Source organism: Spirochaetota bacterium, from assembly GCA_004297825.1.
In the GTDB taxonomy this organism is placed as follows: Bacteria; Spirochaetota; UBA4802; order UBA4802; family UBA5368; genus FW300-bin19.
The window spans coordinates 87,649-102,917 of sequence record SCSX01000093.1 but is presented as its reverse complement, the minus strand read 5'-3'; the positions used below and the strand labels follow the sequence as shown (position 1 = coordinate 102,917).

Genomic DNA, 15,269 nt, shown 5'->3' with positions numbered 1-15,269 from the left:
AAACATCTATTTAATTTATTTAACCGAACGTTTAACATATGAAAAAACACAAGAAACTGATTCTGTACGCCGCGGGCGGACTCGTGGTGCTCGTCGTTGTAATCCGCCTCGTCGCCGGCAACGGCGCCACCCGGGTGAAGCCGCGCACCGGTCCCATTGTCGAGGCGATCTACGCGCTGGGCACGGTGAAATCGGACAGCGTGTATACGCTCAAGATGGGAATCCCCGCGACGATCCGCCGCCTCTCCGTGAGCGAGGGCCAGCCCGTCGCGAAGGGGATGCAGCTTGCCGTCACCGAATCCGGGGCGGCGTTCTTCGCGCCCTTCGCCGGCACCGTGACCCGCCTCCACTGCGAGGAGGGCGAGGTGGTCATCACCGGGCAACCGGTCCTCACGATGATGGACCTGGGCCGGACCTACATACAGGTCTCGCTGGACCAGAACGCGGCACTACGCGTGCGGCGGGGCCAGAAGGCCGAGCTCTCCGTTGAAACCATGCGCGGCGCGCGGCTGTCCGGCACGGTGGAGAGCATCTACCCGTCCGGGGGACAGTTCCTCGCGCGCATAGGCGTCGCGAAAATGCCCGCGGAGGTGCTTCCCGATATGACGGCCGACGTCGCGATCGAGGTCGCCCGCAGGGACGAGGCGCTCATGATCCCCGTGATTGCCGTCAAGGACGGCGTGGTGGCCCTGCGCCGCGAGGGGAAGGCCGCGTCCGCGACGCCCGCGTTAGGCGCGATTGACGGCGCCTGGGCCGAGGTCACCGACGGCTCGGTGAAGGCCTCGGACGAGATCGTCATGCCCCGGGAGTAGCCCATGTTCTTCCTCGCGATCCGGCACCTTATCAACCGCCCGCAGCAGACTATACTCACCTTCCTGGGAATCACCATAGGCTGCGCGGGCTACATAGTCTTTTCCGGCATGCAGCTCGGCTACCAGGACTACGTCATCGACCGGCTGGTGAACGTGGACGCCTACATACGCATCTCCCCGCGCGACGAGATTATAAGCCAGGAGACCTTCCGCAACGTGTTCTTCCCGGATACGTTCGTGAAGTGGATCACCCCGCCCTCCGGCCGGATAAACAACACCTACCTTTCCAATATCCAGGGATGGTACGAGCGCCTCGCCGCCGACCCCCGCGTCGTGGCACACGCCCCGCAGCTGATACGCGAGGTGATGTTCACGCACGGCAAGTTTTCCATGCCGGTGCGCCTCGTGGGCGTCAACACCGAGGCCCAGGCGCGCGTGACGAACATGGAGCGCGACATCATCACGGGAAAGCTCGGCGACGTGTCCCGCGGCGATTCCCTGGTGCTCGTGGGCGAAGAGATGATGAAGCGCCTGGGCTGTTCCGTAAACGGCTCCCTGAACGTGGTGAACGCCCACGGCGTCGTGTTCCCGGTGAAGATCGTCGCGGTCTACAGTACCGGCGTGAAGCAGATCGACAACCGCATCGCCTATTCGTCGATCTCCACCGTGCAGAAGCTCACGCAGTCGCCGGGAGAAATATCGGACCTCGTGGTGCGCCTCGTGGACGTTCATTCTTCGGCCGATACCGCGATCGAATGGCAGCGCACCACCGCCGACCGCGTGGAAAGCTGGGACCAGGCGAAGGAGGACGTGCGCGTGACCCTGAAGACGCAGGGCATCGTCCGCAACGTGACTACCTTCACCATCATGCTCATCGTCGCCTTTGGCATCTACAACATTCTCAACATGGTCGTAAATCAGAAGAAGCGCGAGATCGCGATACTCAGGAGCGTGGGCTACGACCAGATGGATACGATATTCCTCTTCCTGGTGCAGGGCGTCATCCTGGGGCTCATAGGCGCGCTCACGGGAATGGGCCTGGGCGCGTACGCCTGTTCGCGCATCGAAACGATAAAGATCAGCGTGGGACAGGGACACATGCCCATGTCATGGGACGCGGCCATTTACCTGAAGGCGTTTCTTATCGTGCTGGCGAGCTCGGTGTTCGCGAGTATCATCCCCGCGCGCAACGCGGGCAAGCTTTCGCCTATCGATATTATCAGGAACTCGTGATGGACATTGCTGTTAAAAATCCCCCAAGCCTCCGGCCCGGCTAGAGGTGCGACATCGTGTCGCAACGCCGGGATTAGCACATCCTGTGCGTCACAGCTCCCCTTTGATAAAGGGGAGCCATCAGGGGTCGCTTGTTGAATTTTGAATGGCGGGAGTCAAAATATCGTCACGAAGCATTATCAATAGAGCCCCCTTTATTAAAGGGGGCGGTGATGGACAGGATGTCCAAATGCAGGCGTTGCGACAGGATGTCGCGCCGTTAGCCTGCCCCGGAGGGCCGGGGATTTAATGCATGACACTGGATATAAACAAAATATGAACACGAAGATTAAATCATGAACAGCGGCGTGCTCTGCCAGTCGCTCGTCAAGAACTTCGGCGACCCACCCACGGAGGTTTTGCGGAACATCTCGTTCACCGTGGAGCGCGGCGAATTCGTCGCGATCACCGGCCGCTCGGGCTCCGGGAAATCCACGCTGCTCTATGTGACCAGCGGGCTGGACGATCCCACCGCCGGGGAGGTCTACATCGCGGGGAAGAACGTGCATCGCATGGACAGCGCCTCCCTTCACGATTTCCGCAACGGGCACATAGGTTTCGTCTTCCAGTTCCACTACCTGCTCCCCGAGCTCACCGCGATCGAGAACATCCTCATGCCCGCGCGCAAGTTCCGGAACGAAAAGGAAAAGAAATCGAAGGCGCTCCGCTTCCTTCACGATTTTGAGCTCGACCATTGCATCAATAAATTTCCCATGCAGATGTCGGGCGGCGAACAGCAGCGCGTGGCGATCGCCCGCGCGCTCATCATGGACCCGGATTTCCTCTTCGCCGACGAGCCCACGGGGAACCTGGATTCGATCAACGGCGAACGGGTGCTGCGGATCTTCGAGGAAATAAACCGGAACCACGGGACGACCATTCTCCTCGTCACGCACGAGATGGATTTCGCCGCGCGCGCCGGAAGGCAGATACACCTTGTCGACGGCATGATCACCTCCGATACGCGGAAGGAGAAGGGGCGGAAGAAGCGATGAAAATAAATTTCCTCACACGCATGATGCCGTTCATTATCGCCATGTGCGCGCTGTGCCTTCCGGCCATGGCGCGGGGCGCCGATACCGCCCCTTCCGTCCTCACGCTCAGGGAATTCATCGACGGGGCAATCCTGCACACGCCCGAGATATTCCGCGAGCTCGCCCGCATCCGCGAGGCCGAAAGCGCCGAGCTCCAGGCGAAGGCCGTGAACGACATCGTCTTCGACCTTCATTACAACAAGCTCCACGAGACCCCCTACACGAAGTACTCTTCGTCGCGAATCCAGGAACAGGACACGGACAACGCGGGGGCGGGCTTTTCGTGGATTTCCCCGTGGACCGGCACACGGGTGCGCGGGGGCGTGGACTACAACCGCAGTGCGCTTCGGGTCAACCGGAGCTTGACTCCCGTACCCGACATAATCGATGCGAAGCTCTACAATCCAGAGGCCTATATCGAGGTTCAACAGCCACTGCTTAAAAACTGGCTGGGGATGCTCGACCGCTTTCCCGTGCGCCAGGCGGAGCTGAACCGGCTCATCATGAGGGAGACCGTCGACGAGAGCATAGAGACGGTGATCGCGGACCTGTACAATCTCTACTTCAGCTGGTACCTCGCATGGCATCAGCAGGATATCTACGCCAAGAACGTGAAGAACGGCGAGGACCTCGTCGCGACCGTGGCCAACAAGTTCGCGAACGGCCTCTCGGACGTCGGGGACGTGGCCCGGGCGCGCATCGTCGCCGTCGAGTACGCGAAGGCGCGCGACCTCGCGGCGACCAGGCTGGGCTACCTTTCGCAAAAAGTGTACCGGTGGTGCTACAACAGGCCCGCCCAGCCCGGAGAGATTATCGAACCCGAGAAAGAGCTCGTACTGCCCGCGCGCGTCCCTGAGAATTTTTCAATTTATTCGACACGCCAGATGAAGATACTGAACCTGTCGCGCGAAGTGCTCGCGCGCACCCTGGAGCGCGACAGGAACGCGCTCCTTCCCGATCTCAATCTCTCACTCTCGTACCGCGCGCGCAACTATGCCCTGGACGGGAAGGACTCTCTCGACCGGTTTCCCTATCCCGTGTACAGCGCGGGGGCGGCCCTCTCCTACCCTCTCCAAAACAGCCTGGGGGAAGGACGCGTGGAGGAAACCCGGGCGATACTGAAGCGCTGGGAGCAGGACCTGCGCGCCTTCGAGCGCAATTACTCACAGAGCGTGGACGAGCTTCGCGATACCGTGCGCGCCTACGAAACCGTGATCAGGCAGGACGAGGAGCTCATCGCCCAGGCGGGCGTTCAACTCGCGGCCGACGAGAGAAAATATCTCCAGGGCCAGAGCGACCTCTACTTCGTTATCCAGGACCGCAACGCCCTCCTGAACTACGAGCTTATCCGCATCACCGACCGCGTGGACGCGCGGCGCATTCTCGTGCAGCTCCTGGGACTCATGGATGAAATCAAGAAAGACAGATAAAACGAAAGGCGTCTTACGGGACCGGATATACGCCGCCGCCTGCCATGAATTCGCGGAGCGGGGCCTCTCCGGCGCGCGGGTCAAATCGATCGCCCGCCTCGCGCACGTAAACCCGGCGTTGGTGATTTATCACTTCGGAAGCAAGGAGGACCTCTACCTCCTCGTGATCCGGCAGATATTCGGGGACATCGAAAAGGAACAGCTCCTGGAGACGCTCAAGGCCTTCGATCTCGCGCCGCCCGAACGGCTCTTCATCGCGATCTACCTCGTGGTGAACCTGTTCCTGAAAAAGCGCGACGAGTATGTGTACAAGATCATTTTCAGGGAGCTTTCGGACGGCGGCCGTTATCTCCGGAAGATCGAACAGGAACAGCTCTTCTCCCGCCGCCGTGAGATCGTGCTCGACATCATACTCGAGGGAATACGCGGGGGATTTTTCGAGACGCGTTACCCGCTCTTCGTGGTCTACAGTATTTTTTCTTTCGTGACGAACCTGGTGCTCTTCCGCCAGATCAACGAGGACACGGTCTGGCGCGATGACCTTGCCTCGGAGGATACGGCCGCGAAGGCACTCGACTACACCGTCGATTTCGTGTTCCGCGAGCTCATGCCCGGTAAACCCGCGCCAACGAGACCCGCGCTGCCCCCGGAATTATTCCGCCTGCTGGATGAGATCATCGCACGAAACTGAAGCGCGCACGATGGATATTTCAAGGCCTGAGAAACCGATTAATCCGGAACAATACACGCCGAAGGAGCATGACGCAATGACACGTAATTTAATTCAAGGTATGATCGATGAATTGAAGGTCCTCAATCGAATTGACAACCTCACCGAATACAAAAGGGCGAAAGATTCGTTCCTGGCAAAAGCAGTCCCGCTTTGCAAGCAATCGAAAAAAACCATGCCGCTCGCCGGGATGATGAAGGAAATGCTCGCTGTGGATTTGTATATCCCCGCAAAAAACGAGGCCGACCTTCGGGAAATTGCCAGGATAGAACGCGAAGCGCTCGCTGACATAAAAAAGCGAATTATCCGGCTGGAATCGTTATTCCGGAACGCAATAAAAGTGAATATTCCGCTCGCCGCCCTTGCATTGATGTTCCTGATCGGCGGCATTATCATGCTCGTGTATATCGGCGGCCATATCGCCTCAGCAGGTGAAAGCGCCGACTGGCCATCCATAGAGGGCCGTTTGTCGAAGATCAGCCTGAGTGAACGACGAAGCTCTTCATCCGCCGGCCACATGGGAACGCGGATAGAAACCCTGACCTATGGAATCGATGCTGAATACGATTACCGTGTCGGCGGCACATCGTACCTGGGTAAACGGTTCTCCTTCGAACCATTCACCGGGGACCGCTCGTATTGGGAAGCGAAAGCAGGGCTTTATGAAGCCGGTTCCCGGGTGAATGTCCATTACGATCCCGGGAATCCCGAAAGCGCGGTGCTCGAAACCGGCGTGTATGAAAGGAACTATATATTTATCGTCATGGGATTGGCATTCCTGGGTATCGGATTGTTTTATACGGCACGGATCGTCAAATTCCAATTTTTCTAAAGATCGATTTGGAGGGATACAGTGACAATAACCATCGAAAAGAGTACCGGCATTCCGACACCCCTCTGTCGCGATTGCGGATCATCCAGATTTGGCATCATTGAAGATCTCTGGATGGAAATGGTTTCCCAATCGGAAAACGATTCAGGCAGCACAATTAAATTCATGTACACCGCACGGGTGTGCGCGGGGTGCGGCGCCACGACTTTTTTCGCCAAGGGAGGTCTGCTGGAAAAAGTAAAGCATCGAATCGTTGGAGATTGAATTCATCATTCCGTCATGAATAGACTCAGAACATCCTCATGTGTCCTGAAACGACGCCTGGAAACGCCAGTATATTGATTCCCCCTATCAGAAGCATCATCCCAAGACTGAGAAGAATGATGACAGACATTTAAGGATTAATTTCTGTTCGACAGCAATTGGCATTCTTGATAGTATTCCCGGGAAAGTGTTGTTGTATAAAAATCCACTATCGATATTAAGCGATACTGTGTTTTTAAATGGATAAATACTGGGCATAGTGTAAACCATCTGATAAGTAACTTCTGCAATTTTGACCTGTTTACGCGGCTGAGGGAATTTCCCGGATCGATGAAGGGAGAATTCGAGCGAGGAGTGGATTTTTCTGTAGCGTGCGTTTATCAGTAATTATAAAAATTCAGGATGCGGGATATTCTTCATGGACATAAAAGCGGAAAGTGATGCTGCCAGGTCTTCTGCTAATGCAGTACCGCAGCGTTCGAAAATATTTTCTTTCTTTTCATTTGAGGTATGCATGTTCCTGGCCGCCGCGATTATTTTTTCTGTTCATGTATACCTAAAAAACGCTGATGAGAAATTACTCAATGAAGGCGTTGCCGTCCGGGGTGTTATAACGGATAAGATAACAAAAATGAAAACAGCGAACAAAGGCAAAGACGGTTATTTCTACGAACACATGTTGCACTACCGCTTCAATTATTATTTTAGAGAATACACGGGCAGTAATATCGTTAATCAGCGGCTTGCGGATAAAGTTAATAAGGGAGATACCATTCTCATTGCAGTGGATGGCGACAACCCCGAGCGATCACGAATAAAATCATCGGATGTAACTACGGGCTTTATATTTACGTTGAAACTTATAAGCATTGTTCCTTTGGTTTTGGGAATCATTTCTTTAGTCGTAACACTGATTCAAAAATTGCGTGAAAAGAAAAAATACTTAACTATTCAGCCTTGATAGATGCCGATTCTTTCCAATAGTCCTCTATTGGGAACCCAAATGTTCCATCAATCTTCACACGTTGTTTTCTAACCGTTGCCGCTCCCCGATCAGTTCGGGAAGCGAATCCCACACCTTAGCCAGGGCGATAAGACCGGGAAGGTATTCCTTCAGCTGACGGCCCGTGATGGAGTGGCATTTATGGCCCATGCCTCGCGAGGGGCTCGCCGAAATCTGCCCGTATATGAGGGACATCGGCCCCATGGTCCATCGCCATTGTCGCGCCAGCCCGCCGAGAAGCCGCAGCGAGGCGTCGGCGCGGCACAGGGCCTCCGCGACGCGTTTCGACGCGTACTGGTAATGGAATATCCCGTTTGCGTCCCCGTTGCCGAACATAAAAGGTACGCTGCCCGGAAAGGGATCCTTCATGGAGCTCCTGTTGATAATCTTTTCCATCCAGCTAGTGCGAAACAGCCACACATCGCACTTTGATTTCAGCATGATCGTGATCTTCGTACGTTCGTCGGCCGTTATTTTCACAAAATAGCCGTCGATTCTTCCCTCGTAGGTCCCCAGGTCGCCGCCGCCTTTTCTTTTAAGGCCCAGCATCTTTGCGGTGATAGCAAGGTCCTTCCGGGCGGTCCGCCTGTTTAGTAGATAACGGAAATCCATGTAGTAGAAATATGCGGCCACCAGTGAAAAAAGCGTGAGGACAAGGATTATATGCAGCATGTCGAATACTCCTTTATGTGATGCAGCCCGCCAGGTCTCCGGTCATTCCTTTATTAAATAAATAATGCATTTTCTTGTATAAATGAAGAAAAAAAATCCGGCTTCAGCTTCTCCCTTAAAACATGATTGACTCGGGTCGTTCGATCCCTCCCATTCAAGGAATGGGGGCAAAACATATACTCCATAACCCGGTAACACGCCTGAAAAGCTTTTATTTCGTTTTCATGGCTTTTTCGTGGCTGTTTCTTTTAGCCGCCATCGTCTTATGGATACTTTTGGTAAAAGATCAGATTGCCCGGGAAAACGCATTTAATAAATTGCCGTTTATTCTATATATTCTTTTAATGACGCTGGCCCTCATTTTTTCTTCTTTAACGATAATGGCGCGCACCGGGGCAAGGTGGAGCCACGTGTCATATTTTCTGGTATATCTTCCGGTGCCCGCGATGCTGCTACCGATTGCAGGGGCCATCCTGTGCGGGTATTGCCTTAAAAAAACAGCGGGAACCGACCTGCCGGAGCTTACCTTCTCATACCGCCAAAAGAGAGGCGGGACCCGCCCCCGGATAAAAATCCGAGGATTTATCAAAAAGTCCCGTTTCATAAAAGCAACATATCGGGAATGGCGGCTCTCTCCTTAATCATCGTGACCCACGCATTTTATCTCATAATGGGCATACTATATTCCGTTGCTGATTGAGTTAAACCGGAGGTTTCGTATGGACCGTGCGCTTTTTCGATCATTAACGCGTCTCATTATTATCGCCATGCTCTCGCTCTGCGTTGCCTGCGGCGGAACGGCCGAGCAGAAAAAGTATCGTGAAGAAATTCGGCTGATGGGAATCGACTTTGACGCCTACGAACTCTTCGATCGCATCGACAAGGGAGACAGGAAAACAGTAGAGCTTTTCCTGAATGCCGGGTTTGACGCGGACGACAGGTTCCCGAAACGACGGGGTGTCGGCAAAAGTGAAATGACGCCCCTTCTCTACGCGTCTTCCAGGGGAATGCTTGAAATGGTGAAACTGTTCGTGGAAAAGGGAGCGAACGTAAATGCGCGTGGTCCTATGTTCCGGGGCAAAGGACTGACCCCGCTTATGCTCGCCTCGAACCATGGATATCTCGGCATCGCGCAGTACCTTCTGGAGAATAAGGCCGATGTGAATATGCGTGTTTCGCCGAACGGGAAAACCGCTCTCATATACGCCTGTGAAAACGGGCGGGCCGATATCGCCGAGGAGCTCCTGAAACACGGGGCAGACACATCGGCAAGGATCACGGGCGACGGAACGACCGGGTCCGAGCTTTACAGCGAGGGTATGACCGCTTTAATGCTCGCCGTGAACGACGGCAAAAGCAAAATCGTCGAACTTCTCATCGGGCACAAGGCCGACCTGAATGTGCGCAGAAAATATGATGGCATGACGGCCCTTATGCTTGCGGTCGGCCAGGGGAATCCCGGCCTTGTAAAACTGCTTGTCGATAACGGCGCTGATATGAATATCAAGAACAACGATGGCGAAACGGCGCTTGGACTCGCGAAGAAACAAAAACGCAAAGAGATTGAACGAATCCTTGAATGACGCTGCCCTCCCCGGCAAAAAGCCCCCGAAGTTTTTCTGATGAGCTCTGCATCCGTGCTCCTGCCGGTGCACATTGTTTACACGCGCCGGGTATTAAAGGTTGATTTTATTTTGACAATATGATAGCGTTTGATAGTCTATTTGGCAACTCCCTTTTTTCACTTTCCTGGAGGTGACTCATGAAGTTCGGAGCTAGCGCCATACTCGAGAGATATGATCCGAAATCGTATGATCTCCGAGGGAGGGTGCGGGTGATATGGTATTTCTTCATGATTATTATCCCGATCCTGGTCGTGTTCGTCGCCGTCATGAACATTCTCGTTCCCCAGGGATTGTTTCAGTTGCTGAACCTGATTATTTTCTCGATAATCATGATACTGCTCGTCAGCCTGTTCCTCGTCGCGCGGGGTTTTTATAATGTTGCGGCGGCCATCCTGGCCTTTGGCGTGCTGGGCTGCCTGGTCGTAAATGCCAGGGTGAACGAAGCATCCGGTTCGGCGCAGCGCTTCCTGGTCAGCGAGTTTTCATTCATGATGCCCATACTGTTTTCCCTGCTGTTCTGCCGGCAGTGGGTGCTGATCGTCGTCTCCGTAATCGCGGAGGTCTTCGTCGTTTACTCGGTCACGACGTCGGCGATCGTCGACCCTGCCATGCGAAACGTCATCATCGCTTCGATGAGCATCACCCTCATCATCTCGGTGATCATCGCCCTCATGATGAATCGCATCAACCAGACATCCAAGCGGCTCAGGGCCGAGGATGCGGAGCGCGAACAGGGAGCGCAGCGCAGCATAAACGCGGGCCTCATGCAGTCAATGCGGGGCGTATCCGCACGGCTCGACGATTCATCGCGGGACCTCTCCGGGGGCGCCCTGCAGTTCGCCGACAACATCCAGGGGCAGGCCTCTTCCATAGAAGAGATCTCGGCCACGATGGAGGAGATTTCCTCCGGTGCCGAGCAGGTGAGCACCGGCGCCCAGCGCCAGTCCGAGCTCATGGACGCGCTCATGAAGCGCATGAACGACCTGGTTGGACTGGCGCGGGACATGGAATCCCGGATCGCCGCCGCCCGCACGCGAACCGACGTGATCGCCGAAAAGGCCCGTGCGGGCGAGGTCTCCATCGGAAGGATGGACGCGAGCATGGGCGAGATCGGTTCCACCTCCAAGGAGATGACAGGAATACTCGGCATCATCAACGACATATCGGACCGCATCAACCTCCTCTCCCTGAACGCCTCGATAGAAGCGGCCCGCGCGGGCGAGTACGGCCGCGGCTTCGCCGTCGTCGCCGACGAGATCGCGAAGCTCGCCGACCAGACCTCGGCGAGCGTCAAGGAAATCGCTGGCCTCCTCGCCAAGAACGAGACCGAGGTCGTCAAGAGCATGTCGGGCGTGCAGGACACCGTGAAGGTCATGCGCGAGATTCTGGCGGGGGTCGAGGAATCTAACAGCATGATCGCCGCCGTCAACGAGGCAATGGAGACCTCGATCGATTCGACGGGAAAGGCGCACGACGCGGTGAAGACCGTGAAAGAGAGGGCCGGGGAGATCGCGACCGCGTCGATCGAACAGAAGACGGCGGCCATCGAGGTCATGAACACGCTCACCGATATCAACCAGCTTTCCCAGGCCAATGCCTCCCGCGCCGAGGACATCACGGGACACGCGAAGGATATCGCCGCCATGTCCAGGGACCTCAGGGATAAAATAACCTCGTACCATGACGAGCGGGCGTCATCCGGCGCGGGCGAGTGAGGAGCGGGCGCCGCCTTTCAGGGATGGGGTCTACAGTCTACGGATGGACGGCCGGTTCCGATACGAAAGATGGTGATAATGAAAACTGCGCGCGAAAGATTTCACACGATCTACGGGTGTGCGCTGGTTGTTCTGGCACTATGGACACCGGCGCCGCTGCACGCCGGCATCGAGACAGAGTATGTCTTCAACCGCGGCTACCTGCTCTACTCCCTGTGCAAGGCGGTTGAGTTCCAGAAGGAGTACTCGGTTTCGCTGGTCACTACACGGGACGATCACGCGGGAAAAATTGTCGCGCGGCTCCGGGAGCATATAGCACGGGAATACGGCACCGACGATTACTTCACGGTATTCGCCCGGCACGAGCGATCATCCCGCTATGCCGGCAACCCGTATTCGAATTACCAGAGAAGTATGAGCCCCGGCGGAATAGACCTCTTCGGTTCCCTGATGTATCCCGACGGCGTGGCCCCCGCCGATACCTATCTGTTCATCATCAGGGAACTGCTGAACGATCCGGCCGTAACCGCCCTGCTCGGGGAGTTGGAGAAATACATCGGGACGGCCATACTGCCGGTGTATGGAGAGAGAGTGAACAGGCTCATCAGGGAACTCGGGATCGACGGACGGTCCCATGAACCTTTCAGGAAGGTCACGATACACTATAGCGCCGCTTCCTTCGGCGAAACGGGTGGATTGTACACCAGCAGGAACCGTACCATAACGATTCCCGACATCACCGACTATCCCGTATTCGTCAACGAATTCCTGCACGCCTTTTCATTCGACCTGATCCAGTATGATAAACGATATAATGCGCTGGCGGCGGACAGGTTCTGGCTCAATTTCAACCGGAAAATGGACGTGGTGCTGTTTCCCTACAGCCCCTTCGAACTGATCGATAATTACCTTGCATTAATAATGTGCCGTCGGGAGGACGTGAAAGTATCCATTAGCGCGCCGTATCTTCAGCTCTTTTATAACAGTTTTACGCCCTACCTTTCCAAGCATTTCATGGGAGACCTGTATGGCAGCTTTGACGCGGCATATTCCGCGTCCGCCAATTATTACGATTTCACTGAAAAAGCCCTGAAAATTTATTCCGGGTATATGGACTCTGACGCGGAAAAAGCCGTATACTCACCGGAAACCGGGATCGGCGATTTTCTGCGCGGGATCAGTGGGGAGGTGTTTCTGGCGGACGGGGATATACGGAGGAATCGGGAGACCATGATACGGGCGCTTTGCGGTCAGCTGTCCAGAGAGTACGGCGCCCGGTTTATTCCGGTCCGGCTCTACGACGATGTCCGGTTTGGCGCCATCTCGGAATTGCAATCCGCCATCAGTAAAACGAAAACGATCCTCCTCCTGCCCAGAAAGGCATTTCTTGATTTCATTGATTCGACGTTTATCTCCGTTCCGCCCCCGGAACGGGTGAATCCCTCCGCGAAAAATTTGCAGAACCTTTGCCGACTGTATTACCTTGTAAAGGGGAACGCGGAGGTCGACAGGGCGCTCATCACCTATTTCGGCGTATTGATAGCGATATGTGATGATTATAGGCAGCTTCCCGGCCTTCTGAGCTCCGGAATGAAGGCCGGTGCTGTCTATATTCCGCGGCGGTAAGCAGTACCGGGCCTGAAACTCCGCGCTTATTTGGTTACTACAATCCGCACATTGAAGTTGTAGTCCGTAAGCTCAGAATACGGTCCTCCCATATTGAAGAAATTAATACCGGGAACATTCGCCTCGTTATCGCGGGACACGGGCCAGTCTGCGGGCGGGTTTGGGCCCACTCCGTCGCTGCAAAACACCGAAAACCCTGCCCAGATTTCCGTCAGTGCGGTGATCGGAACGGGAGACGCCAGGGTTATGGTATTCCACCCTTTGACCAGTGTATGATCATGTTGATAAAGGATTGTCCCTGGATTGATAGTGGTTCCGGTACCATATATCCTCACATTATGCAATTTAGTATCCGGATTGCCGCTGAAATCGCAGTAACAGATTTTAATCGCCGAAAGATCACCTCCCTCGCAGGAAGCCAATTTGGCGGCGTTGAAATAAACCAGGCACTCAATGTCGTCACCCATCCCTCCCATGCCATTTGGTTGATGCGGATCTCCGTCATAATTCAATGTATAATCGACGGCGGGATCATCACTTCCGCCGCTGCAGCCCATGAAAAACAATACGATCGGCAACAGTAATAGCGCGCTAGTCCGTTTTTTCATTGTACACTCCGTGTAAATCGCCTCTGGGGCGGTTATATGGCGGGCATAATAACCAAATCGGGGGGCTTTGGGCAATACATCGAACGGTGTAGTGAGAGGAAACGAGCGAACCAGCGTAGTAGATTGATCGAAGGAGCAGGTTGTCCTTCACGTATTTTTATTCAGCAGGTTTGATATCTCGACCCGGTTGCGCAGCCCGGTCTTCCGGTAGATGTTGTGGATGTGGGTCTTCGCGGTGGGGAGAGCTATATCGCACTCCGCGGATATTTCCCGGGCCGAGAGGCCGTCGTTTAATAGAAGTGCGATCTCGAGCTCCCGGTTTGTCAGCTGGAAGCGCTCCTGGATGTCACCCAGCCCCCTGTTCTCGCGCGCGATGAACATGAAGCCTATCAACTCGCCAATTTCGTTTTTTATGCCGTGCAGGAAGACGTCCGCCGCTGTATTGCCGCGGCTTTGACCGTATGGCGCGACGGAAACCGGCTGGAGCAGGGGGCGTCCCGCGATCAGCTCCTCGGCCTGATTTTTCAACGTCTCCCCGGGGGAGAAAAAATCGTAGATCGTGGAGCCCGGTCCCGGCTTCCCGCTGCATCCCGCGTTATCGTTCGTGAAAACGATTTCCCCCGTGGCGTCCGTGACGAATATCGCGTCGTGCATGCCGGCGAAAAGCTCCACGGCGGGATTGGCGGGAACGAGCGTCATGAGCCTATACCTGATGATGGCGAAGCGGATACCAAGCACGAAGGTCAGCAGGCAAAACAGGTTATAGAAATGGATCCCGGCGTCGGAATTCAACGCTCCCGAATGGAGTGAAGAGAAAAACAGGTGCAGCATCCCCGCCGCGCCGGCAAGGCCGGAGAGGACGATCACCGTCGCTTGTTTTTTAATGTGATCCTTTTCGGCAACCAGGCGCCAGCGTATCGCGAGCGCCACGCACACGCCGTAACAGCCCAGCAGGTAGGAAAAGAAGCATTTCGCCCAAACGGAATCCTTCATAATGATTTCCCAGCCCCATGTCGTCCTGGTGAATCCCGAAACGACGGGCGCGAAGGACATCGCAGGAAGCGCGAAGACACACGGAAGCAGGTAGAGAGAAGCAATCACGGAGCGATTCCCGGTAATCGACACTGCTCCGGTAAGCTCCAGGAAGTATCGAACGCCGAGCATGGTGAATAAGCAGGCCATGAACGCGAATACCCGATACCATACCATGCAGGCGGACTCGTCGGACGATATGAGGAACTGGATCATCACCGCCGAGTATACGGTAAAGGAAGCGGCAAGCAGGGTGTATATCCGGTTTAGCCGCGACTGAGGGTTCATGCGGTAGATGCTCACGGCGCTTTCAAGGCATATGAAGGCGGTGATCAGATATGCGGTAACAATTATATTCATCGCTTTCGCCGGTATGTAGTACCACCCGTGTCCGGCGGTGTCAATTATTATGATGCAGCATACCGCGTCTTCTTTCCAGCCGGACTCCCCCGCCATAAACCAGCTACTCGGCAGTGTACTCTTCAAAGCAGCTGCCCTTCACCGTCAAAAAGCTCCAGACAAAGGGCTTAAAATTTGCGGATATCCTAATCCGCACTTTTTTCAAAAGCCCCGGCAACACGGCCTCCCTGCTGTTCAACAGATTGTGCATAACG

General features: G+C 55.1%; 15 protein-coding genes. 12 read left to right on the top strand and 3 right to left on the bottom strand.

The window, feature by feature from the left end:
• The first annotated feature begins 38 nt into the window (after window positions 1–38).
• The 8 genes from EPN93_21290 (at window position 39) to EPN93_21255 (ending at window position 7,335) form a co-directional block, all read left to right on the top strand.
• The gene (locus EPN93_21290) at window positions 39–812 is read left to right on the top strand and encodes an HlyD family efflux transporter periplasmic adaptor subunit (protein ID TAL29626.1); all 774 of its coding nucleotides are present in this window, start codon (window positions 39–41) and stop codon (window positions 810–812) included.
• Between the two features lie 3 nt (window positions 813–815).
• A complete protein-coding gene (locus tag EPN93_21285) occupies window positions 816–2,045 on the top strand; it encodes an ABC transporter permease (protein ID TAL29625.1) in 1,230 nt (409 codons plus the stop codon).
• Between the two features lie 335 nt (window positions 2,046–2,380).
• The gene (locus EPN93_21280) at window positions 2,381–3,079 is read left to right on the top strand and encodes an ABC transporter ATP-binding protein (protein ID TAL29624.1); all 699 of its coding nucleotides are present in this window, start codon (window positions 2,381–2,383) and stop codon (window positions 3,077–3,079) included.
• On the top strand, window positions 3,076–4,548 hold the full coding sequence (locus EPN93_21275; GenBank protein TAL29623.1) for a TolC family protein: 1,473 nt from the start codon (window positions 3,076–3,078) through the stop codon (window positions 4,546–4,548). Before EPN93_21280 ends, EPN93_21275 begins: the two co-directional genes overlap by 4 nt.
• Window positions 4,526–5,239, top strand: a complete 714-nt coding sequence (locus EPN93_21270) for a TetR/AcrR family transcriptional regulator (GenBank protein TAL29622.1) — start codon at window positions 4,526–4,528, stop codon at window positions 5,237–5,239. Before EPN93_21275 ends, EPN93_21270 begins: the two co-directional genes overlap by 23 nt.
• Window positions 5,085–6,110, top strand: coding sequence for a DUF3592 domain-containing protein (locus tag EPN93_21265; GenBank protein TAL29621.1), 1,026 nt, complete (start codon window positions 5,085–5,087; stop codon window positions 6,108–6,110). The genes EPN93_21270 and EPN93_21265 overlap by 155 nt, the downstream gene beginning before the upstream one ends.
• Window positions 6,111–6,131: 21 nt before the next feature.
• The gene (locus EPN93_21260) at window positions 6,132–6,374 is read left to right on the top strand and encodes a hypothetical protein (protein ID TAL29620.1); all 243 of its coding nucleotides are present in this window, start codon (window positions 6,132–6,134) and stop codon (window positions 6,372–6,374) included.
• Between the two features lie 418 nt (window positions 6,375–6,792).
• Window positions 6,793–7,335, top strand: coding sequence for a DUF3592 domain-containing protein (locus EPN93_21255; GenBank protein TAL29619.1), 543 nt, complete (start codon window positions 6,793–6,795; stop codon window positions 7,333–7,335).
• Between the two features lie 57 nt (window positions 7,336–7,392).
• Here EPN93_21255 and EPN93_21250 read toward each other — a convergent pair whose 3' ends face one another.
• On the bottom strand, window positions 7,393–8,049 hold the full coding sequence (locus EPN93_21250; GenBank protein ID TAL29618.1) for a hypothetical protein: 657 nt from the start codon (window positions 8,047–8,049) through the stop codon (window positions 7,393–7,395).
• A gap of 122 nt (window positions 8,050–8,171) precedes the next feature.
• On the opposite strand from EPN93_21250, the gene EPN93_21245 reads away from it, so the two are divergent.
• The 4 genes from EPN93_21245 to EPN93_21230 all read left to right on the top strand — a co-directional run bounded on the left by EPN93_21245 (window position 8,172) and on the right by EPN93_21230 (window position 13,015).
• The gene (locus EPN93_21245) at window positions 8,172–8,690 is read left to right on the top strand and encodes a hypothetical protein (protein TAL29617.1); all 519 of its coding nucleotides are present in this window, start codon (window positions 8,172–8,174) and stop codon (window positions 8,688–8,690) included.
• A gap of 78 nt (window positions 8,691–8,768) precedes the next feature.
• On the top strand, window positions 8,769–9,632 hold the full coding sequence (locus tag EPN93_21240) for an ankyrin repeat domain-containing protein (protein ID TAL29616.1): 864 nt from the start codon (window positions 8,769–8,771) through the stop codon (window positions 9,630–9,632).
• Between the two features lie 179 nt (window positions 9,633–9,811).
• The gene (locus EPN93_21235) at window positions 9,812–11,389 is read left to right on the top strand and encodes a hypothetical protein (protein TAL29615.1); all 1,578 of its coding nucleotides are present in this window, start codon (window positions 9,812–9,814) and stop codon (window positions 11,387–11,389) included.
• Window positions 11,390–11,467: 78 nt separating this feature from the next.
• Window positions 11,468–13,015, top strand: coding sequence for a hypothetical protein (locus tag EPN93_21230; GenBank protein ID TAL29614.1), 1,548 nt, complete (start codon window positions 11,468–11,470; stop codon window positions 13,013–13,015).
• A gap of 26 nt (window positions 13,016–13,041) precedes the next feature.
• Here the strand turns inward: EPN93_21230 and EPN93_21225 are convergent, their stop codons facing one another.
• Together EPN93_21225 and EPN93_21220 are read right to left on the bottom strand one after the other, a co-directional pair.
• A complete protein-coding gene (locus tag EPN93_21225) occupies window positions 13,042–13,623 on the bottom strand; it encodes a hypothetical protein (protein ID TAL29613.1) in 582 nt (193 codons plus the stop codon).
• 147 nt (window positions 13,624–13,770) lie between these two features.
• On the bottom strand, window positions 13,771–15,111 hold the full coding sequence (locus tag EPN93_21220; protein TAL29612.1) for a hypothetical protein: 1,341 nt from the start codon (window positions 15,109–15,111) through the stop codon (window positions 13,771–13,773).
• Window positions 15,112–15,269: the final 158 nt, after the last annotated feature.

What these genes read in the sequence shown, in the direction of transcription:
- EPN93_21265 (TAL29621.1), top strand. Translation starts at nt 5,085, where the DNA reads ATGACCTTGCCTCGGAGGATACGGCCGCGAAGGCACTCGACTACACCG.
- EPN93_21220 (TAL29612.1), bottom strand. Translation starts at nt 15,111, where the DNA reads ATGGCGGGGGAGTCCGGCTGGAAAGAAGACGCGGTATGCTGCATCATA.
- EPN93_21225 (TAL29613.1), bottom strand. Translation starts at nt 13,623, where the DNA reads ATGAAAAAACGGACTAGCGCGCTATTACTGTTGCCGATCGTATTGTTT.
- EPN93_21230 (TAL29614.1), top strand. Translation starts at nt 11,468, where the DNA reads ATGAAAACTGCGCGCGAAAGATTTCACACGATCTACGGGTGTGCGCTG.
- EPN93_21245 (TAL29617.1), top strand. Translation starts at nt 8,172, where the DNA reads ATGATTGACTCGGGTCGTTCGATCCCTCCCATTCAAGGAATGGGGGCA.
- EPN93_21240 (TAL29616.1), top strand. Translation starts at nt 8,769, where the DNA reads ATGGACCGTGCGCTTTTTCGATCATTAACGCGTCTCATTATTATCGCC.
- EPN93_21250 (TAL29618.1), bottom strand. Translation starts at nt 8,049, where the DNA reads ATGCTGCATATAATCCTTGTCCTCACGCTTTTTTCACTGGTGGCCGCA.
- EPN93_21290 (TAL29626.1), top strand. Translation starts at nt 39, where the DNA reads ATGAAAAAACACAAGAAACTGATTCTGTACGCCGCGGGCGGACTCGTG.
- EPN93_21275 (TAL29623.1), top strand. Translation starts at nt 3,076, where the DNA reads ATGAAAATAAATTTCCTCACACGCATGATGCCGTTCATTATCGCCATG.
- EPN93_21280 (TAL29624.1), top strand. Translation starts at nt 2,381, where the DNA reads ATGAACAGCGGCGTGCTCTGCCAGTCGCTCGTCAAGAACTTCGGCGAC.
- EPN93_21235 (TAL29615.1), top strand. Translation starts at nt 9,812, where the DNA reads ATGAAGTTCGGAGCTAGCGCCATACTCGAGAGATATGATCCGAAATCG.
- EPN93_21255 (TAL29619.1), top strand. Translation starts at nt 6,793, where the DNA reads ATGGACATAAAAGCGGAAAGTGATGCTGCCAGGTCTTCTGCTAATGCA.
- EPN93_21285 (TAL29625.1), top strand. Translation starts at nt 816, where the DNA reads ATGTTCTTCCTCGCGATCCGGCACCTTATCAACCGCCCGCAGCAGACT.
- EPN93_21270 (TAL29622.1), top strand. Translation starts at nt 4,526, where the DNA reads ATGAAATCAAGAAAGACAGATAAAACGAAAGGCGTCTTACGGGACCGG.